Source organism: Rhodococcus sp. NPDC055112, from assembly GCF_053607505.1.
Genome location: NZ_JBSGTR010000020.1, coordinates 1 through 20,165, shown reverse-complemented (window position 1 = coordinate 20,165; position 20,165 = coordinate 1). Strand labels below are relative to the sequence as shown.

The 20,165-nt window shown below is 70.2% G+C and carries 1 protein-coding gene; it reads left to right on the top strand.

Going from position 1 to position 20,165, the window contains the following annotated elements:
• Positions 1 to 165: 165 nt before the first annotated feature.
• Positions 166 to 20,165, top strand: a 20,000-nt coding sequence (locus ACWFRB_RS11945) for a non-ribosomal peptide synthase/polyketide synthase (RefSeq protein WP_452641214.1), incomplete at its 3' end; no start/stop codon positions are given.

Here is a 20,165-nt window from a genome sequence, read left to right as displayed (position 1 = left end):
ACGCGCCGATCCGCGTGCACAATTCGCGTGCCCAGCACTCGCCATCGGCACTGTAAGGACCCCGCCGCAAACCACACATAGCCCCACGCATCGCCCCATCAACTGGACACTTGCCTAATCGCCGAGTCTCTTCGGGCTTAGCAATCATCTCGAGAGGTTCTACCCGTGGTTCCTGCACGCGACGCTGTCCGTGAGTCCGATGCCCGTCACTCGCATTCGCAGCTGGATGCGGACCGCGGTGTCGAGGCGTTCCCGCTGTCGGCTGCGCAGCGCGGGATCTGGTTTGCGCAGCACCTGCTGCCGGACGTGCCGATCACCATCGCCCAGTGCGTCGAGGTGGTCGGTGACCTCGACGTCGAGACGCTGCGAGCGGCGGGGGCACTGGGCTCGCGGGAGATGGGCACCGGGATGCTGCGGATCGTCGAACGTGACGGCGAGCCCGCGCAGGTCGTCGACGAGACGCTCAACGACCAGATGAAGGTCATCGACCTGCGGTCCGCGGCTGATCCGGCCCAGGCGGCCGAGGACTGGATGCGCGCCGAGTACAGCGCTCCGATCGACCTGCTGACGGACCGGTTGATCGAGTCCGCCGTCCTGCGGCTCGGGGCGGACCACTACTACTGGTACGCCCGCATCCACCACATCGCGCTCGACGGGTTCGGCGCGATGACGTACATGAACCGCGTGGCCGAGCTGTACACGGCGGCAGCCGAGGGCAGGCCTGCTGCCGAGCACACGGCCAGCCCCGTCCGTGAGATTTGCGAGGACGAGGCTCGCTACCGGGAGTCCACCCGGTTCGCCAAGGACCGCGAGTACTGGATGGAGCGGACCCAGGACCTGCCCGAGCCGATCAGCCTCGCCGCCAGCACCGCGGCGGTCGGCGCCTTCTCGCTGGTGGCGGGCGGACCGATGGCCGCGGCAACCGCGGCAGCCATGGAGGGACAGGACTCCCAGTTCACGCCGACCGCCATCGCGGCGGTGGCGGCCTTCCTCTCCCGGCTGACCGGAGAGAGTGATGTCGCGCTGAGCCTGCCCGTGTCGGCCAGGACGACCGCGCGGATGCGCCGATCCGGCGGCATGGTCTCCAACGTGATCCCGCTGCGGGTCCAGGTCGGCAACGGCACGACCGTCTCGGACCTCGTCTCCCAGGTGCAGTTGGAACTGACCGGGGCGCTGCGACACCAGCGCTTCCGCCACGAGGACATCCGGCGCGGACTCGGCTCCGGTGCTGGGCAGCGTGGATTCTTCGGTCCCGCCATCAACGTCATGATGTTCCACAGCGAGATCCGTCTTGGCGCACTGACCGGGCGGATGCGGGTCCTGACCACCGGTCCGGTCGAGGACCTGTCCGTCAACATCTATCCGAGCGTCGCCGGGAGCCGACCCCACATCGACTTCGAGGCGAACCCGAACCTGTACACCGCCGAGGACCTGGACGGGCACCACGCGCGGTTCCTGGAGTACCTCACGCAGTTCGCCGCGGCCGATGGTGCCGCGCTGGTGTCCGACCTGGACGTGCTGCACGACGACGAGCGCGCGGAGTTGGTGCCGCTGCGCGGGCCGGCGGGCTCCGATGCCCGCCTGCTGCCGGACCTGTTCGCGGACGGCGCGACGGTGAATCCGGACGGCCTCGCGATCCTCGCAGGCGACGATCGGGTCAGCTACCGCGAACTCGATGCCCGGTCCAGCCAGCTCGCCCGGCTGCTGATCGACAGCGGCGTCGGCCCGGAGTCGTTCGTGGCCCTCTCCTTTGTCAGGTCGGTCGAGGCGCTCGTGGCCGTGTGGGCCGTGGCGAAGTCCGGTGCGGCCTTCCTGCCCATCGACCCGGAACTTCCCGTCGATCGCAAGTTGCACATGGTCACCGACTCCGGCGTCCTGGTCGGGCTCACCACGGCGGCGCAGCGCGGTGTGTTGCCGTCCTCGGTCGACTGGCTGGTCACTGACGACGAGGAGACGATCGCCCGGTACTCGGTGCTGTCGACGGATCCGGTCACCGACGAGGACCGGCGACGTCCGCTGCGCACCGGGAACCCGGCGTTCGTCATCTACACCTCGGGATCGACGGGGCTGCCGAAGGGTGTGGTGGTCACCCACGCCGGCCTCGTCAACTTCGCGGCCGCGGCGCGGCAGGAGTTGGACATCACGTCCGAGTCCCGGGTGCTGCGTTTCTCGTCCGCCAGCTTCGACGCCTCGGTCTTCGAGATGCTGCAGGCCTTCACCGCCGGCGCCGCGATGGTGGTCGCCCCGCCCGAGGTGTACGGCGGCGAGGACCTCGTGGACCTGCTGCGATCGGAGCGGGTCACGCACATCATCTCGGCGCCGACCGTGCTCGGGTCGGTCGACCCGAAGGGTCTCGTCGACCTGCAAGCGGTGGTCGTGGGTGGCGACGTCTGCACCCCGGACCTGGTCGAGAAGTTCGCCGACGTCTGCAGGTTCACCAACAGCTACGGCCCGACCGAGACGACGATCGTCATCACGACCGGACGCCCGCTCTCGGTGCACGATCGGATCACCATCGGTGGGCCGATCCAGGGTGCGAGTGCGCTGGTGCTCGATCGCCTGCTCCGTCCGGTGCCGGTGGGGGCCGTCGGTGAGCTGTACCTGGCCGGCCCGGCGCTGGCCCGCGGATACCACGAGCGGCGGGGTCTGACCTCCGATCGTTTCGTCGCGAATCCCTTCGCGGAGCCCGGTTCTCGGATGTACCGGACCGGCGACGAGGTCAGGTGGACGCCCGATCACGAGCTGATGTTCGTCGGACGCGCCGACCATCAGGTCAAGATCCGCGGTTTCCGGATCGAGCTCGGCGAGATCGACGCCGCGTTGACGTCGCAGGACGGGATCGACTTCGCGGTCACCATCGCGCACGAGCGCAGCAACGGCGCGATCGCGCTGGTGTCCTACGTGCGTCCCCGGACCGGTCACGCCGTGGATCCGGCCGCTGTCATCACCCGCGCGGGGGAGTTCCTCCCCGGTCACATGCTGCCGTCCGCGGTGATGGTGATCGACCGCGTCCCGTTGACCACCGCGGGCAAACTGGATCGGCGCGCGTTGCCCATCCCCGTGTTCGGCACCGCCGCGGCGGAGTACCGCGAACCGGTCACCGAGGCCGAGAAGCTGATCGCGGAGGTGGTGTCGGAGCTGCTCGGCGTCCAGCGCATCGGTGTCGACGATTCCTTCTTCGCGGTCGGCGGTGACAGCATCATCGCCATCCAGCTCGTCGCGCGGGCCAAGGAGCGTGGACTGCGGTTCTCGGCGCGGGACGTCTTCGAGCGCAAGACAATTGCCGAGATCGCGAAGGTCGCGGTCCAGGTGGAGGGCACGGAGAGCGCTGCGCTCGAGGAGCTCGCAGGCGGGGGCATCGGAACGGTGCCGTTGACGCCGATCGTGCACTCGATGCTCGACCGCGGCGGCCCTGGCACGTTCTTCCAGGCGATCGCCCTGACCCTGCCCGACGGCGTCGACCACGCCTCGCTGACCGCCGCCGTCGCCGCGCTGACCGATCGCCACGACGCGCTGCGCGCGCGGTTCCGTCCTGACGGCGATGGCTGGGTCTTCGAGACCCGGGCCGACTCGCTCGACCCGGAACGACTGCTGCGCAGGGTCACCGTCGCCCCGGCAGGCATGGCCGAAGCCCTGCTCGACGAGTGCGAGACGGCCGCGGGCCGGCTCGACCCCGCCGGCGGAGTCATGGTCCAGTTCGTATGGCTGACAACGGAATCTGCGGACCGACTCCTTGTAGTCGCCCACCACCTCGTCGTCGACGGGGTGTCCTGGCGCACCCTCGTGCCGGACCTCGCGCAGGCGTGGATGCAGGCGGCCGCCGGCGCCACCCCGGAACTCGCGCCGATCGGGACCTCGCTGCGCAGGTGGGCCCACGGCGTTGCCGATTCCGCCACCGCGAAGACGTTCGCAGGCGAAATGGACTACTGGACGGATGTTCTCTCGGGCCCGGACCCGGCGCTCGGTACCCGGGACCTCGACCCGGAACTGGACACGGTGAAGACCGCAGGCCGGGTACGGGTGGAGCTGACCACCGCCGTCACCGAATCCCTGCTGACCACCCTGCCAGGAGCCTTCCGCTGCGGAGTCAGCGAGGGGCTGATCTCCGCACTCGCCGTGGCGGTGTCGGTGTGGCGCCGGGATCGCGGGCTCGAGTTGCCCTCCCTCCTGCTGAACCTCGAGGGCCACGGTCGCGAGGACGAGGCCGTCGCCGGTGCGGACCTGTCGAGGACGGTGGGTTGGTTCACCAGCCTGTTCCCGGTGCGTGTGGACCTGGCAGGGGTGGATCTCGCCGACGCCGTCGACGGGGGCGACGCCGCGGGCGCAGTGATGAAGGCCGTCAAGGAGCAACTGCACGCGGTTCCGAGTCGTGGTGTCGGGTTCGGCGTGCTGCGGTATCTCGACGAGGAGACCTCTCCGGTCCTCGCGTCATTGCGCGTGCCTCAGGTCAGTTTCAACTATCTCGGACGCACCGGCGCGGCCCAGGTGCCCGAGTCGATGCGGGGACTCGGGTGGATCCCGGACCCGGACGCACCGGACCTCAACGCCGCGAGCGGTTCCGACCTGACCGTCGGGGCGGTGGTGGACGTCAACGCGGTGGTCGACGACGGAGTCGACGGGCCGCGGCTCTCGGCGACCTTCGCGTTCCCCACCGGGGTGCTGACCGCCGACGACGTCGCCGAGCTCGCCGGCCTGTGGCAGCGAGCCCTGGTGGGGCTCGCGGCGCACGCCGAGCAGCCCGCCGCGGGCGGGTTCACGCCCTCGGACTTCCCGCTGGTCCGGGTGGGCCAGAGCGAGATCGAGCGGTGGGAGAGCCGGCACCCGCTGCTGTCCGACGTGTGGCCGCTCTCGCCGCTGCAGCGCGGCCTGCTCTTCCACGCCGAACTCGCCGAGCAGACGGTGGACGTGTACACCGCGCAGCTGCGACTGAGCCTGGCGGGTGTCGTTGATTCGAGCCGGTTGCGTTCGGCAGCAACAGATCTGGTTCGCCGACACGAGAATCTCCGCACCGGGTTCGGGTACGCCGAGGACGGCACCCCTGTGCAGATCGTCCACGAGAACGTCGACGTGCCGTGGCGCGAGGTGGACGTGCGGGCACTGTCCGAGCACGAGCAGGAGGTCCGCCTGCAGAAGCTGCTCGACGACGAGCGGATCGCCCGGTTCCAGATGGACCACCCGCCGCTCCTTCGGATCCTGCTGATCCGCATGGCAGCCGACCGGTACGTCCTCGCCATCACCAACCACCACATCGTCCTCGACGGCTGGTCGATGCCGCTGCTGGTGCGTGAACTGCTCGTCTCCTACGCCGCCGGAGCCGACGTCGCCGACCTCGCCCGGCCCCGTTCGTACCGGGACTACCTCGCCTGGCTGGCCGAGTCCGACGACGACGCCGCCCGCGCCGCCTGGGCGCGTGCGCTCGACGGGGTGACCGAACCGACCCTGATCGCACCCACCCGGTTGCCGGGGGAGCAGGGACCGCTGCCCGAGGAACTGCTCGTCGAGCTACCCGACGAGCTGGTCGACGGTATGGGACGCATGGCCCGTGCGCGCGGGGTGACGGTGAACACCGTGGTCCAGGCGGCGTGGGGTCTGCTGCTGGCCCGGTTGCTCTCGCGTGGTGACGTCACCTTCGGTGCCACCGTGTCCGGGCGCCCGCCGCAGCTGACCGGCGTCGAGTCGATGCTCGGCCTGTTCATCAACACCGTGCCCGTGCGGGTGCAGATCGACCCCGACGAGGCGGTGGCGGACTTCCTGTCGCGCCTGCAGGGCGATCAGGCGGACCTGCTCGATCACCACCACATCGGGCTCGGTGACATCCAGGCGGCAGTCGGAGTGGGCGAGCTGTTCGACACCCTGACGGTTTTCGAGTCGTACCCGATGGACAAGTCCGGGTTCGACGAGAACACCGACATCGGCGGAATGCGGGTGCTCGACCTCGACGCGCAGGACGCGACCCACTTCGCACTCACGTTGACCTCGATCCTCGACCCGCAGCTGCGCCTGAGTCTGCGGTTCGCACCGCAGTCCTTCGACCGGGCCGAGGCGACGGTGCTCGTCGACCGGTTGGTCCGGATCCTCGAGACCATGGCGACCCGGCCCGACCTCGCGGTCGGGGAGATCGACCTGTTCGCCGAGGGTGAGCGGGAGCGGATGCTCGGGTGGTCGCGCGGCGACCGGGTGGCCGCCGAACAGCTCTCCCCTGTGGCCTTGTTCGCGGCGCAGGCGCACCATCGCCCCGACCACGCCGCGGTGGTCGCGGGCGACCGGTCGGTGACCTACGCAGAACTCGACGACCGTTCGACGGCGGTGTCTCTCGCACTGACAGGGCTCGGCATCGGTGCGGACGACGTGGTGGCGTTGCTGCTGCCCCGGTCGGTGGAGTGGGTCGTGGCGATGCTGGCGGTCTGGAAGGCAGGCGCGGCGTACGCGCCGATCGATCCGACCTACCCGGCGGAGCGGATCGAGTCGATCCTCACCGACACCGGCGCACGGTGCGCGCTGACCGAATCGGCGCGGGACCTGCCGGTCTCGGTCGTGGCGATGGACGCCTTCGCGGAGACCGAGCCGGTTGCAGACCGTCCGGTCGACCGGTGGCGTGAGTCGGGGGCGGGGCAGCGGCTGGGCTACGTCATCTCCACCTCGGGGTCGACGGGCAAGCCGAAGCCGACGCTGGTGCCGATGGCGGGCATCGAGAACACCCTCGCGTGGTACCGCCGCGAGCTGCCGTCCGAGGGTGGGCTGCTCGTCGCGTCCTCGCCGAGCTTCGACCTGACCCAGAAGAACGTGTGGGCGGCCCTGACCGACGGGCGCACGATCCACCTCGCGGCGGACGGCTTCGACCCGTGGGACATCTTGCGGATCGTCGGCAACGGTGGTGTGGCGCTGGCGAACATGTCGCCGAGCGCGTTCGAGGCGGTCGTGGACAGCGACGTCGACGGCGTCCTGTCCGGGCTCGACATGGTCGTTCTCGGTGGCGAGCCGATCCGGGTCGGCAAGATTGCGGCGCTGATGAGTTCCGGGCTGCACGTGGTCAACAGCTACGGTCCGACGGAAGCCTCGGACGTGGTCTCGAGCCACGCGGCGTCCGCCTCGGACCTCACCGGCGTGCCGATCGGCTCGCCGATCGCGAACCTGGACCTGTTCGTGCTCGACAGCCGGATGCGGCTCGTCCCTGCGGGTGTCGTGGGTGAGCTCTATGTCGGCGGTGTCGGTGTCGGCCGTGGCTACGGCGGGCGATTCGGCCTGACGGCGGATCGATTCGTTGCGAACCCGTTCGGGGATGCGGGCGCTCGGATGTACCGCACCGGCGACCTGGTGCGCTGGAACGGCGACGGCAACCTGGAATACATCGGCCGCTCGGACTTCCAGGTGAAGCTTCGGGGTCAGCGCATCGAGCTCGGCGAGATCGAGTCCGCGCTCACCGCTGCCGACGAGGTCGGTCAGGCCGTGGTCACCCTGCGTGGGGGTGCGGGCGGCGAGTTCCTCGCCGGCTACCTGGTGCCGGCACCGGGCGCCGAGATCGACCAGGCGGCAGTCCTCGAGGCCGTCGGGCGTGACCTGCCGGCCTACATGGTGCCGTCGGTGCTGGTCGTACTCGACGAACTCCCGCTGAACGCCAACGGCAAGTTGGACCGGAAGGCGCTGCCGGAACCCGAGTTCGCGGGCGCGGAGTTCGTCGCCCCCGCGACGGCCACCGAAATCGTGGTCGCGCGGATCTGTGCGGAGTTGCTCGGGAAGCCTCGGGTCGGCGCGTCCGACAACTTCTTCGACCTCGGCGGCAACTCGTTGCTCGCCACGCGTCTGCTCGCGCGGCTCGACTCGGAGCTGGGCGTGCGGGTGAGCGTGCGGGATCTGTTCGAGTCGCCGACGGTGTCGGCGCTGGCCGCGGCACTGGACGACGCCGTAGGAACGGGTACGCGCCGACCGCTGGTCCGGGCGGAGCGGCCGGAGCGGATCCCGTTGTCGCCGGCTCAGTCTCGGATGTGGTTCCTCAACCAGTTCGACACGGACTCCGGTGCGTACAACGTCGCGGTCGCGCTGCGGTTGAGCGGCACGCTCGACATCGAGGCGCTGCGGGCGGCGATCGCGGACGTGGTGGGGCGGCACGAGTCGCTTCGCACCCGGTACCCGGATTCGCTCGACGGCCCCAGCCAGGTGATCCTCTCCGCGGGCGGCACCGATGCCGAGCTGCCTCTCGTTGCGGTGACACCGGCGGAGCTCGCGGATCGACTCCTCGCCGAGATGGCCGGCGGGTTCGACGTCACCGCAGCGCCACCGGTGCGCCTGCGCCTGTTCCGGGTTGCGGCCGACGAACACGTGCTCTCGATGGTGGTGCACCACATCAGCATCGACGCCTGGTCGATGCAGGCCCTTGCGCGTGACGTGATGGTCGCCTTCGGTGCCCGCGCGCACGGAGTGGCGCCGGGGTGGGAGCCGCTGGAGGTCCAGTACGCGGACTACGCGTTGTGGAAGCAGGAGATCCTCGGATCGGAATCGGACCCGCAGTCGCTGGTCGCACGCCAGCTCGGGTACTGGTCGCAACGACTGGCGGGCATGCCGGACCTGCTGGCGCTGCCACACGACCACCGCCGCCCCCCGACGCCGAGCTACCGGGGCGCCGCGGTGCCCTTCACCATCGACGCAGATGTCTACCACGGGGTCCGAGAGATCGCGCGGCACGCCAACGCCACGCCGTTCATGGTGCTGCACGCGGCATTGGCGGTGTTGCTCGCCCGGTTGAGCGAGTCCACCGACATCGCCATCGGCACCCCGGTCGCGGGCCGCGGCGAGTCCGCCCTCGACGACGTGGTCGGCATGTTCGTCAACACCCTGGTGCTGCGCACCGAGGTGGGCGGGGCGCGCTCGTTCGACCAGCTGGTCAGCGAGGTCCGCGCGGTCGACCTCGCCGCGTTCGGGCATGCGGACGTGGCGTTCGAGCGTCTGGTGGAGATCGCCGCACCGGCCCGTTCCACCGCGCACCACCCGCTGTTCCAGGTGGTCTTTGCCTTCGAGGACCTGCCCGTGGACGGGTTCGCCCTGCCAGGACTGCAGATCGGGCGGGAGCCGCTCGACGTCGGGGTTGCCAAATTCGACCTGCAATTGACGGTCAGTGAACTGCTGGACGCCGAGGGCGCGGCTGCCGAGTTCGTCTACGCCACCGACCTGTTCGACGAGCAGACCGTGGTTGCCTTCGCCGAGCGTTTCCTGCGGATCCTCACCGCCGCGGTGCGCACTCCCGCGGCGCCCGTCGGCGACATCGAGATCCTCGATGCGGCCGAGCGGGCGTCGCTGCTGGAGCTGGGCGGAGCCCCCTCGCGCCTCGAGCTGCCCGCATCGACCCTGGCGTCCCTGCTGGCCGACGCCGTCGCGGCCAACCCCGACGGGCACGCGCTGGTGTTCGAGGGGACAGCTCTGTCCTATGCCGAGTTGGATGCACGCTCGAATCGTGTTGCGCGCGAACTGATCGGCATGGGCGTCGCCCCCGAGTCGTGCGTGGCGGTGGCCCTCGAACGGTCGATCGAATCGGTCACCACCGTGTGGGCGGTGGCGAAGACCGGTGCCGCGTTCCTGCCGGTGGATCCGACCTATCCGGCCGAGCGGATCGAGCACATGTTCTCGGATTCGGGTGCTGTGGTCGGTGTGACCGTCGGACGGAACCGTCCCGCACTGAGCGATTCCGTGGACTGGTTGGTGCTCGACGACGCGGCGGCGGTCGAGCGCATCGAGGCCAGGTCGTCGGCGCAGGTCGCCGACGGAGATCGGCTGGGTGCACTGCGGCCGGAGAACCCGGCGTACGTCATCTACACCTCCGGCTCCACCGGGGTCCCGAAGGGCGTCGTGGTCAGCCACGCAGGCCTACGTGCCTTCGCCGACGATCAGCGCGGCCGCTACGGGGTGCGGACCGATTCACGGACACTGCATTTCGCGTCGCCCAGCTTCGACGCGTCCGTCTTGGAGCTGATGCTCGCGGTGGGCGGCGCGGCCACGATGGTGGTGGCCCCGACACACGTCTACGGCGGCGAAGCCCTCGCCGACCTGCTGCGCGGGCAGCGGGTGACACACGCGTTCGTGACCCCCGCGGCCCTTGCCACCGTCGACCCGGCCGGGCTCGAGCAGCTCGAGGTCGTCGTCGTCGGTGGTGACGCCTGCGAGGCCTCACTGGTCGAGCGGTGGGCGCCGGGCCGACGGATGTTCAACGCATACGGGCCGACCGAGTCGACGGTCGTCGCGGTGCACTCGGACCCGATGGTCGCGGGTCGGCCGGTGGTGCTGGGTGGTCCCGTCGTTGGCACCGACGTCGTGGTGCTGGACGCCCGGCTTCACCCGGTGCCGGTCGGCGTCGCGGGAGAGCTCTATCTGTCGGGAGTCGGGCTGGCGCGTGGCTACCACGCGCGGCTGCAGCTGACCGCGGAGCGGTTCGTTGCCAACCCGTTCGGCGCGGCGGGGTCGCGGCTGTACCGGACGGGTGACCTGGTGCGGTGGTCTCGGGAGGGGACCCTCGAGTACCTCGGACGGACCGATGCCCAGGTGAAGATCCGGGGTCACCGGATCGAGTTGGGTGAGATCGACGCCGTGCTGTCCGCGCACCCGGACGTCGATTTCGCGGCGACGGTCGGATTCGACGGCCCGGCCGGCGGCCGGTCGTTGGTCTCGTACGTGTTGCCGCGGGCGGGTGCCCCGGTCGAGGCCTCCGCGTTGACGACCTTCGTGCGCGATCGGTTGCCGGAGTACATGGTGCCCGCATCGGTGACGGTGCTCGAGGCGGTGCCGTTGACGCCGGGAGGCAAGCTCGATCGGAAGGCGTTGCCTGCACCGGTGTTCGAGGTACGCGAGTACCTGCCGCCGCGCACGGCCACCGAGCAGGTGGTGGCCGACATCTTCGCCGAGGTGCTCGGGAGCGAGCGGGTCGGCGCGGACGACGACTTCTTCGCGCTCGGCGGCAACTCGCTCAGCGCCACCCAGGTTGTCGCTCGGCTCAACGCGGCCGCGGGCACCGGGCTCCGTGTCCGGGAGATCTTCGGCAGCTCCACCGTTGCCGGTCTCGCGGCGCTGGTCGACACGCACGAGGTCTCGGACCGAATCGCATTGGCGGGTCGAGAGCGGCCGGAGACGATCCCGCTGTCGTTGGCGCAGCAGCGGATGTGGTTCCTCAACCGCTACGACCCCGAGTCCGCGGTGTACAACATTCCGCTGGCTGTGCGACTGACCGGCGCGCTTGACACGGTGGCCCTCGCCGCCGCCGTGCACGATGTCATCGCCAGGCACGAATCGCTCCGCACGGTGTTCCCGGATTCCGATCGCGGTCCGCGGCAGTCGATCCTGCCTGCGGCCGAGGTGACGATCCCGCTCACCCCGGTCGAGGTCGACGGCGAGGCCGCGCTGCCGGCCGCGATCGCCGGCCTGGTGTCCGGCGGATTCGACGTGACCGCCGCGGTTCCGCTGCGGGGCGGCATCTTCCGGCTCGATCCCGTCGACCACGTGCTGGTCCTGGTTATCCACCACATCAGTGCCGACGGGTTCTCGACGCTGCCGTTGGCCCGGGACCTGTTGACCGCGTACACGGCCCGCACCAGTGGCGAGCATCCGAACTGGGAGCCGTTGCCGGTGCAGTACGCGGACTATGCGCTGTGGCAGCGGGAGGTGCTCGGGTCGGAGGACGACCCCGCCTCGCAGGCTTCGGTCCAGCTCGCGTACTGGGCCGACCGGCTGGCCGGGGCGCCGGCCGTGCTCGAGCTGCCCGCAGACAGTCCCCGTCCGGCGGTGGCCTCGTACCGGGGCGCCCGCGTCGACTTCGCCGTCGATGCGGATCTGACCGACCGGCTGCGCGAGCTGGCGCTCGAGCAGAGCGCGACTCTCTTCATGGTGTTGCACGCGGCACTGTCGGTGCAGTTGGCGCGGCTGAGCGGGACCACCGACATCACCGTGGGCAGCCCGATCGCCGGTCGCGGCGAGGCGGCGCTGGACGACGTGGTCGGGATGTTCGTCAACACGCTGGTGCTGCGGACCGAGGTCGACCCCGAGCTGACCTTCGCGGACCTGCTGGCCCGCACCCGTGCGGTCGACCTGGCCGCGTACGGGAACGCCGACGTGCCGTTCGAGCGGGTCGTCGAGATCGCGAATCCGCCTCGGTCGCAGTCGTACTCGCCGCTGTTCCAGGTGGCGCTGTCGCTGCAGAGCCAGGGTGTCGGCTCGCTCGAGCTGCCGGACGTGCGGGTGTCGATGCTCGATCCGGGCATCGACGTCGCCAAGGTCGATCTGGAACTGACCTTCCGCGAGAGCGACGAGGGCATGGCCGGTTCGCTGACCTACGCTGCGGACCTGTTCGGCGAGGCCACCGCACGTCGGTTCGTCGACCGGCTGGTGCGGGTACTGGGCTCCGTCGTCGCCGACCCGTCGACTGTCGTCGGCGAGGTCGACCTGCTCGGCGGAACCGAGCGGGCGTTGCTCGCCGAGCGCGCCGTCGCGCAGATGCCGCGGACCCGGCTGCTGCCCGAGATCCTCACCACCGGCGCGGCCGTGGATCCTGCGGCGGCGGCGCTGACCCTCCACGGGGTCGAGACGTCCTACGCGGAGCTCGACGGACGCTCGAACCGCCTTGCGCGGGTACTGATCTCACGGGGAATCGGTCCCGAGACCTTCGTGGCGATGGCGTTCCCGCGCTCGGTCGAGGCATTGCTCGCGTTCTGGGCCGTCGCCAAGACCGGTGCGGCCTTCGTTCCCGTCGACCCCGCCCTCCCGACCGCCCGGATCGAGTACATCCTCGCCGATTCCGGCGCGGCCCTCGGCATGACGGTCGCGCGCACCCGCGGCGCGCTGCCCGGCGGCGTCGAGTGGCTGGTGCTCGACGACGACGAGGTGCTGCGCGAGGAGTCCTCGCGACTGGACACCCCGGTCACCGACCTCGATCGGACCGCCGCCCTGACCGTGGCAAACGTGGCCTACATGATCTACACCTCCGGGTCGACGGGCACCCCGAAGGGTGTCGAGGTGACCCACACCGGGCTCGCCGCGTTCTGCGCGGACACCCGCCCCGAGGTCGGCCTCGAACCCGAGTCGCGGGTGCTCCGCCTGTCGTCCGCCAGCTTCGACGCCTCGGTGTTCGAGATGCTGGCCGCGTTCAGCGCCGGTGCGACGATGGTGATCACCCCGCCCGAAGTGCTCGGCGGCGACGAACTCGCGACACTCCTGCGTGAGGAGCGGGTCAGCCACGTCCTCACCGCGCCCGCGGTGCTCGGCACCATGGACACGCGAGACCTGCCCGACCTGCGCTCCGTGATGGTCGGCGGCGACGTGTGCCCGCCGGAGCTGATGACGAGGCTCGCGCCGGGGCGGCGCTTCTTCAACTGCTACGGCCCCACCGAGACCACCATCGTCATCACGTCCACCGAACCGTTGTCGCCCGGTGACCGGATCACCATCGGCGCCCCGATCGGGGGCGCGGGTGCGGCCGTCCTCGACGCGCGCTTGCGTCCGGTGCCGGTGGGTGTCGTGGGTGAGCTCTATCTGTCGGGCGCCGGTCTGGCCCGCGGCTACCACGACCGGGCGGGTCTGTCGGCAGGCCGCTTCGTGGCGAACCCGCACGGGGCACCCGGCAGCCGGATGTATGCCACCGGCGACCTGGTGCGCTGGACCGCCGACGGTCAGTTCGACTTCATCGGCCGCGCCGACTCCCAGGTCAAGCTGCGCGGACTGCGCATCGAACTCGGTGAGGTCGAGGCCGCCCTGGTGGGTTGCGCGGGCGTGGCCCAGGCGGTCGTGGTGCTGCACCACGATCCGCACACGGGGGACCGACTGCTCGGCTACGTCGTCGGGGAAGAGGGGGTCGCGCTCGACCCGCAGGCGCTGCGCGACGAGCTGGCCGGACCGTTGCCGTCGTACATGGTGCCGGCGCAGGTGCTCGTCCTCGACGCGCTGCCGGTCACCGTCAACGGCAAGCTGGACCGGAAGGCGCTGCCGGTACCGAGCTTCGAGGCCGCCGTCTTCCGCGCGCCGTCGACGCCGATCGAGGAGATCGTTGCCGGTGTCTTCTCCGCGGTGCTCGAGGTGGAGCGGGTCGGCGTCGACGACGACTTCTTCGCCCTCGGTGGCAACTCGCTGGTCGCGACGCAGGTGGTCTCGCGTCTTGGGGTTGCGCTCAACGCGCAGCTGTCGGTGCGGGTGCTGTTCGAGGCACCGACTGTCGGTGCCCTCGCGGTCGCGGTGGAACGGCACGCGGGTTCGGGTGGGCGGCGCGCATTGGTGGCCGGTCCGCGACCGGTGCGACTCCCGTTGTCGCTTGCACAGCAACGGATGTGGTTCCTGAACCGGTTCGACCCGGAGTCGGCGGCATACAACGTGCCCATCGCCCTGCGGTTGACCGGCGAGTTGGATTCCGCGGCGCTGCAGGCAGCACTCGGGGACGTGCTCGAGCGGCACGAGTCGTTGCGTACCGTCTTCCCGGACTCCGACGACGGTCCGCAGCAGCGGATCCTCGGGTCTGTCGAGGCCGGAATCGAACTCGGTTCCCGGACGCTCACACCTGATGTGCTGATCCAGGCACTGACCGAGGTCGCCTCGGCCGGATTCGACGTCACGTCCGGTGTTCCGGTACGGGCGCAACTGTTCGAGCTCTCCGAGACCGACCACCTGCTCGTCGTCGTCGTGCACCACATCGCGGCCGACGGGTTCTCCATGGGACCGCTGGCCCGCGACGTGATGGTCGCCTACGCAGCCCGCTGCCTCGGTGCGGCGCCGACCTGGTCACCGTTGGCCGTGCAGTACGCGGATTTTGCGCTGTGGCAGCGTGAGGTCCTCGGCTCCGAGGACGATCCGACGTCGCTGATCGCCGGTCAGCTCGCGCACTGGCGGGTCGCACTGGACGGTCTGCCGGATCAGCTGATCCTGCCGGCGGACCGGCCGCGCCCGGGCACTGCGTCCTACCGCGGTGCTCGCCACCGCTTCACCCTCGACGCCGACCTGCAGCTCGGGCTGAACCGGGTGGCGCGGGAAAACAACGTCACGCTGTTCATGGTCGTGCACGCGGCCTTGGCCGTGCTCCTGTCGCGGCTGTCCGGCACCGACGACATCGCCATCGGCACCCCGGTGGCCGGGCGCGGTGACGCGGCGCTCGACGACCTCGTCGGCATGTTCGTCAACACACTGGTGCTGCGAACCGAACTGGACCAGGCCGAGTCCCTCGCCGAGCTGCTGACGCGCGCACGGGAGATCGATCTGCAGGCCTTCGGGCACGCGGATGTGCCGTTCGAGCGGCTGGTCGAGGTGCTGAACCCGGCCCGTTCGCAGTCCCGGCACCCGCTGTTCCAGGTGATGCTGGTGTTCCAGAACCTGGCACAGACCACCTTCGAGTTGCCGGGCCTCACGGTCTCCGCGGTCGACCACGACGCCGCGACCTCGAAGGTCGACCTGCAGCTGACGATGTCCGAGGGCGTGGCGGCCGGAGACGGACTGTTTGCCGAATTCGAGTACGCGACAGACCTGTTCGACGAGGCGACGATCGCCTCGTTCGCGGACCGGTTCCGGCGGGTGCTGTCCGCGATGATCGCGGACCTGTCCGTCGCGGTCGGCGATGTCGAGATCGTCGACGGCGCCGAGCAGGCCCGCGTGCTGGGATGGTCGCGCGGCCGCCCGGCCGACGCCGAGGATCGGTCGCCTGTCTCGCTGTTCGGTGACTGGGCGGACCGCCGCCCCGACACCGTCGCGGTGACAACCGGTGACGAATCGATGACCTACGCGGAGCTCGACGAGCGTTCGACCGCGTTGTGCGTGGAGCTGACCCGACTGGGTGTCGGCGCCGACGACGTGGTGGCGCTGGTGCTGCCGAGGTCGGTGGAGTGGATCGTCGCGATGCTGGCGGTGTGGAAGGCGGGTGCCGCCTATGCGCCGGTCGATCCGACCTACCCGGCGGAGCGGGTCGAGTCCGTTGTCGCGGGCACCGGTGCCCGGTGCGTGGTGAGCGAGACCGCCCGGGAGCTGCCGGTCGCGGTCGTCGCGCTGGACGAGTTCGCGGCACCGGATGGCGACGCGGAGCGTCCGGTCGATCGGTGGCGGGAGCCGGGTGCGGGTCAGCGTGTTGGCTACGTGATCTCGACGTCGGGGTCGACGGGCAAGCCGAAGCCGACGCTGGTGCCGATGGCGGGCATCGAGAACACCCTCGCCTGGTACCGGCGCGAACTACCGGCGGACGGCGGGCTGCTGATCGCGTCGTCGCCGAGCTTCGACCTGACCCAGAAGAACGTGTGGGCCGCGCTGAGCGAGGGGCGCACGGTTCACCTCGCCTCGGACGGCTTCGACCCGCTGGACATCCTGCGGATCGTCGGCGCCGGTGCCGTCGCGGCGGCGAACATGTCGCCGAGCGCGTTCGAGGCGCTCGTCGACAGCGACACGGACGGGGTGCTGGCCGGGCTGGATTCGGTGTTCCTCGGTGGCGAGGCGATCCGGCTCGGCAAGCTCACCGAGCTGATGAACTCGGGTCTGCGGGTGGTGAACAGCTACGGGCCGACGGAAGCCTCGGACGTGGTCTCCTTCTTCGACGCCTCGGTCACCGATGTCTCCGGGGTGCCGATCGGGCGTCCGATCGCCGATATCGGCCTGTTCGTGCTGGACCGTCGGATGCGGCTGGTCCCTGCAGGGGTGGAGGGTGAGCTCTACATCGGCGGGGTCGGTGTCGGCCGAGGTTACGGGGGCCTGTTCGGACTGACCGCCGACCGGTTCGTGGCGAGCCCGTTCGGGGCGCCCGGTGAGCGGATGTACCGCACCGGCGACCTGGTCCGCTGGAATGACTCGGGCGAACTCGAGTACGTCGGGCGTTCGGACTTCCAGGTGAAGCTGCGGGGTCAGCGGATCGAGCTCGGCGAGATCGAAGCCGCTCTGCTGGACCAGGGTTCGGTCGGGCAGTCCGTGGTGGTCCTGCACAACGATGCTCACGTGGGCGACCGATTGGTGGGCTACGTGGTCGGGAAGCCCGGTGCGGTCGTCTCGGTGGACGAGCTGAGGTCGGCGCTGCTGGAGCGGCTGCCCGCGTACATGGTGCCGTCGTCGGTGACGGTTCTCGATCGGATGCCGCTCAGCGCCAACGGCAAGGTGGATCGGAAGTTGTTGCCGGCGCCGGTGTTCGAGGTGCGCGAGTTCCGGGCACCGTCGACGCCGATCGAGGAGATCGTGGCAGGCGTGTTCGCCGAGGTGCTCGGGACGCCGCGGGTCGGCGTCGACGACGACTTCTTCGAGCTCGGTGGCAACTCGCTGATCGCCACGCAGGTGGTCTCGCGACTGGGTGCTGCGCTGGACACGCAGGTTCCGGTGCGGATGCTGTTCGAGACGCCGTCGGTGGCGGCTCTGGCGGTGGCCCTCGAGCATCATGCGGGCTCCGGTGGACGACCGGCACTGGTGGCGGGTCCGCGGCCGGAACGGATTCCGCTCTCGTTGGCGCAGTCCCGGATGTGGTTCCTGAACCAGTTCGATCCGGAGTCGGTGGCATACAACATTCCGGTGGCGGTGCGGCTGTCGGGCACGCTGGATGTCGATGCCCTGCGGGCGGCGGTCGGTGACGTGTTGGCACGGCACGAATCGCTTCGGACGATGTTCCCGAAGTCGGCCGAGGGCCCGTACCAGTTGATCCTGGGTGTCGAGCAGGTGCGAGTGGACCTCGAACGGGCGGAGGCATCGGCCGCTGCGCTGATGGCCGAGCTGGCCGGATTCGTGACGCAGAGCTTCGACGTGTCGGCGGAGATTCCGCTGCGGGCAAAGCTCTTCCGGCTCTCCGAGTCCGAGCACGTCTTCGCGTTCGTGGTGCACCACATCTCGTCGGACGGCGTCTCAGCGGGACCGTTGGCGCGGGATTTGATGGTGGCGTACCTGGCGCGGACCGAGGGTCTGGCCCCGGGGTGGGCGCCTCTCGCGGTGCAGCACGCGGACTTCGCGTTGTGGCAGCGGGAGGTGCTCGGGTCGGAGGACGATCCGGAGTCGTTGGCGGCGGTTCAACTCGGCTATTGGGCCGAGCAGTTGGCCGGGGCGCCCGCGGTGCTGGAGTTGCCGACGGACCGTCCGCGTCCGCCGGTGGCGTCGATGCGCGGCGCCCGCGCCGACTTCACCTTGGGTGCGGAGCTCCTGGAGAAGCTGACGGACCTGGCTCGCGAGCGACAGTCGACGTTGTTCATGGTGCTGCACGCGGCACTGTCGGTGCAGCTGTCCCGGCTGAGCGGGACGACAGACATCACCGTCGGCACCCCGATCGCCGGGCGCGGTGAGGCCGCGCTGGATGAGCTTGTCGGCATGTTCGTCAACACGCTGGTGCTGCGCACCGAGGTCGACCCGACCCTCACGTTCGCGGAGTTGCTGGCCCGGACCCGGAGCACCGATCTGGCGGCGTTCGGCAACGCCGACGTGCCGTTCGAGCGAGTCGTCGAGGTGGCGAACCCGCCACGTTCGCAGGCGCATTCGCCGCTGTTCCAGGTGGCGCTTTCGCTGCAGAACCAGGGGTTGGCCTCGTTCGAGTTGCCCGGTGTCGAGGTGTCGACGCTCGAGGCGGACGTCTCCGTGGCGAAGCTGGACCTGGAGCTCACGTTCCGGGATTCCGCGGACGGTCTGCTGGGCTCGTTGACGTACGCGGCGGACCTGTTCGACGAGTCGACGGCGCGTGCGTTCACCGAGCGGTTCGTGCGACTGCTTGGCACGCTCGTGGCAGATCCGGCCGTGGTGGTCGGCGAGGTGGACCTCCTCGACGGGGCAGAGCGGGCCACCATCGTGGGCCGCGCCCGTGTGCCGTCGCTGCAGACGCAGCTGCTGCCGGACATCCTCGCCACCGGGGCGGCGCTGGATCCGGGCACGGTCGCGCTGACCGGGTCCGGCATCGAGCTGTCCTATGCGGAGCTCGACGCGACGTCGAACCGGATTGCACGGTTGCTGATCTCGCGGGGTATCGGCCCAGAGACGTTTGTTGCGCTGGCGTTCCCGCGGTCGATCGAGTCGGTTGTCGCGATGTGGGCGGTCGCCAAGACCGGCGCGGCATTCGTGCCGGTGGACCCGGCGTTGCCTGCGGCGCGGATCGAACACATCCTCACCGATTCCGGTGCGGCACTGGGGCTGACGACGGCCGGGGTACGCGAACAGCTGCCCGCCACCACCGTGTGGCTCGAGCTCGACGGCGACGTGGCCGAGGGTCTGGCGGACACCACGGTCACCGACAGGGACCGGACGGCGGCGCTGTCCGCGGACAACGTCGCGTACATGATCTACACCTCGGGTTCGACCGGCATGCCCAAGGGCGTCGTGGTCACCCACACCGGGCTGTCCGCGTTCACCGTGGATTCGCATCAGGAGTTGGCGGTCACAGCGCAGTCACGCGTGCTGCGCCTGGCCTCGGCCAGCTTCGACGCCTCGATGTTCGAGATGCTGACCGCGTTCAGCGCGGGCGCGACCATGGTGGTCGCGCCGCCGGAGGTCGTCGGCGGCGACGAACTCGCGGGACTGGTGCGCGAGCAGCGGGTGAGCCACCTGATCAGCGCGCCGGCGGCGATGGGCACCATGCGCGCCGAGGACCTGCCCGACCTGGAGATGGTGGGCGTCGGCGGTGACGTCTGCCCGCCGGAGCTGGTCACGCGGTTGGCACCGGGCCGGCTGTTCTTCAACGGGTACGGTCCGACCGAGACCACCATCGTCGTCACCCGGACCGGCACGCTTGCGGCAGGCGATCGGATCACCATCGGTGCACCGATCGCGGGTGTGAGCGCGGTGGTGCTCGACACACGCCTGCAGCCCGTGGCGCTCGGCGTGGTCGGTGAGCTGTACCTGTCCGGTGCCGGGCTGGCCCGTGGCTACCACGACCGCGCCGAGCTCACCGCGAGCAAGTTCGTGGCTAACCCGTTCGGCGAGTCAGGCACCCGGATGTATGCCACCGGCGACCTGGTGCGCTGGACGTCCGACGGTGACCTGGACTTCGTTGGCCGCGCCGATTCGCAGGTCAAGCTTCGCGGTCTGCGGATCGAGCTCGGTGAGATCGAGTCCGCCCTCCTGGCCTGCGCCGGGGTGGCGCAGGCCGTGGTGACGGTGCACGAGAGCCCGCATACCGGACAGCGGCTGCTCGGCTACGTCGTCGCCGACCCGGAGGTCGCGCTCGACCCGCAGGAACTGCGCACCGAGCTGTCGGCGTCGTTGCCCGCGTACATGGTGCC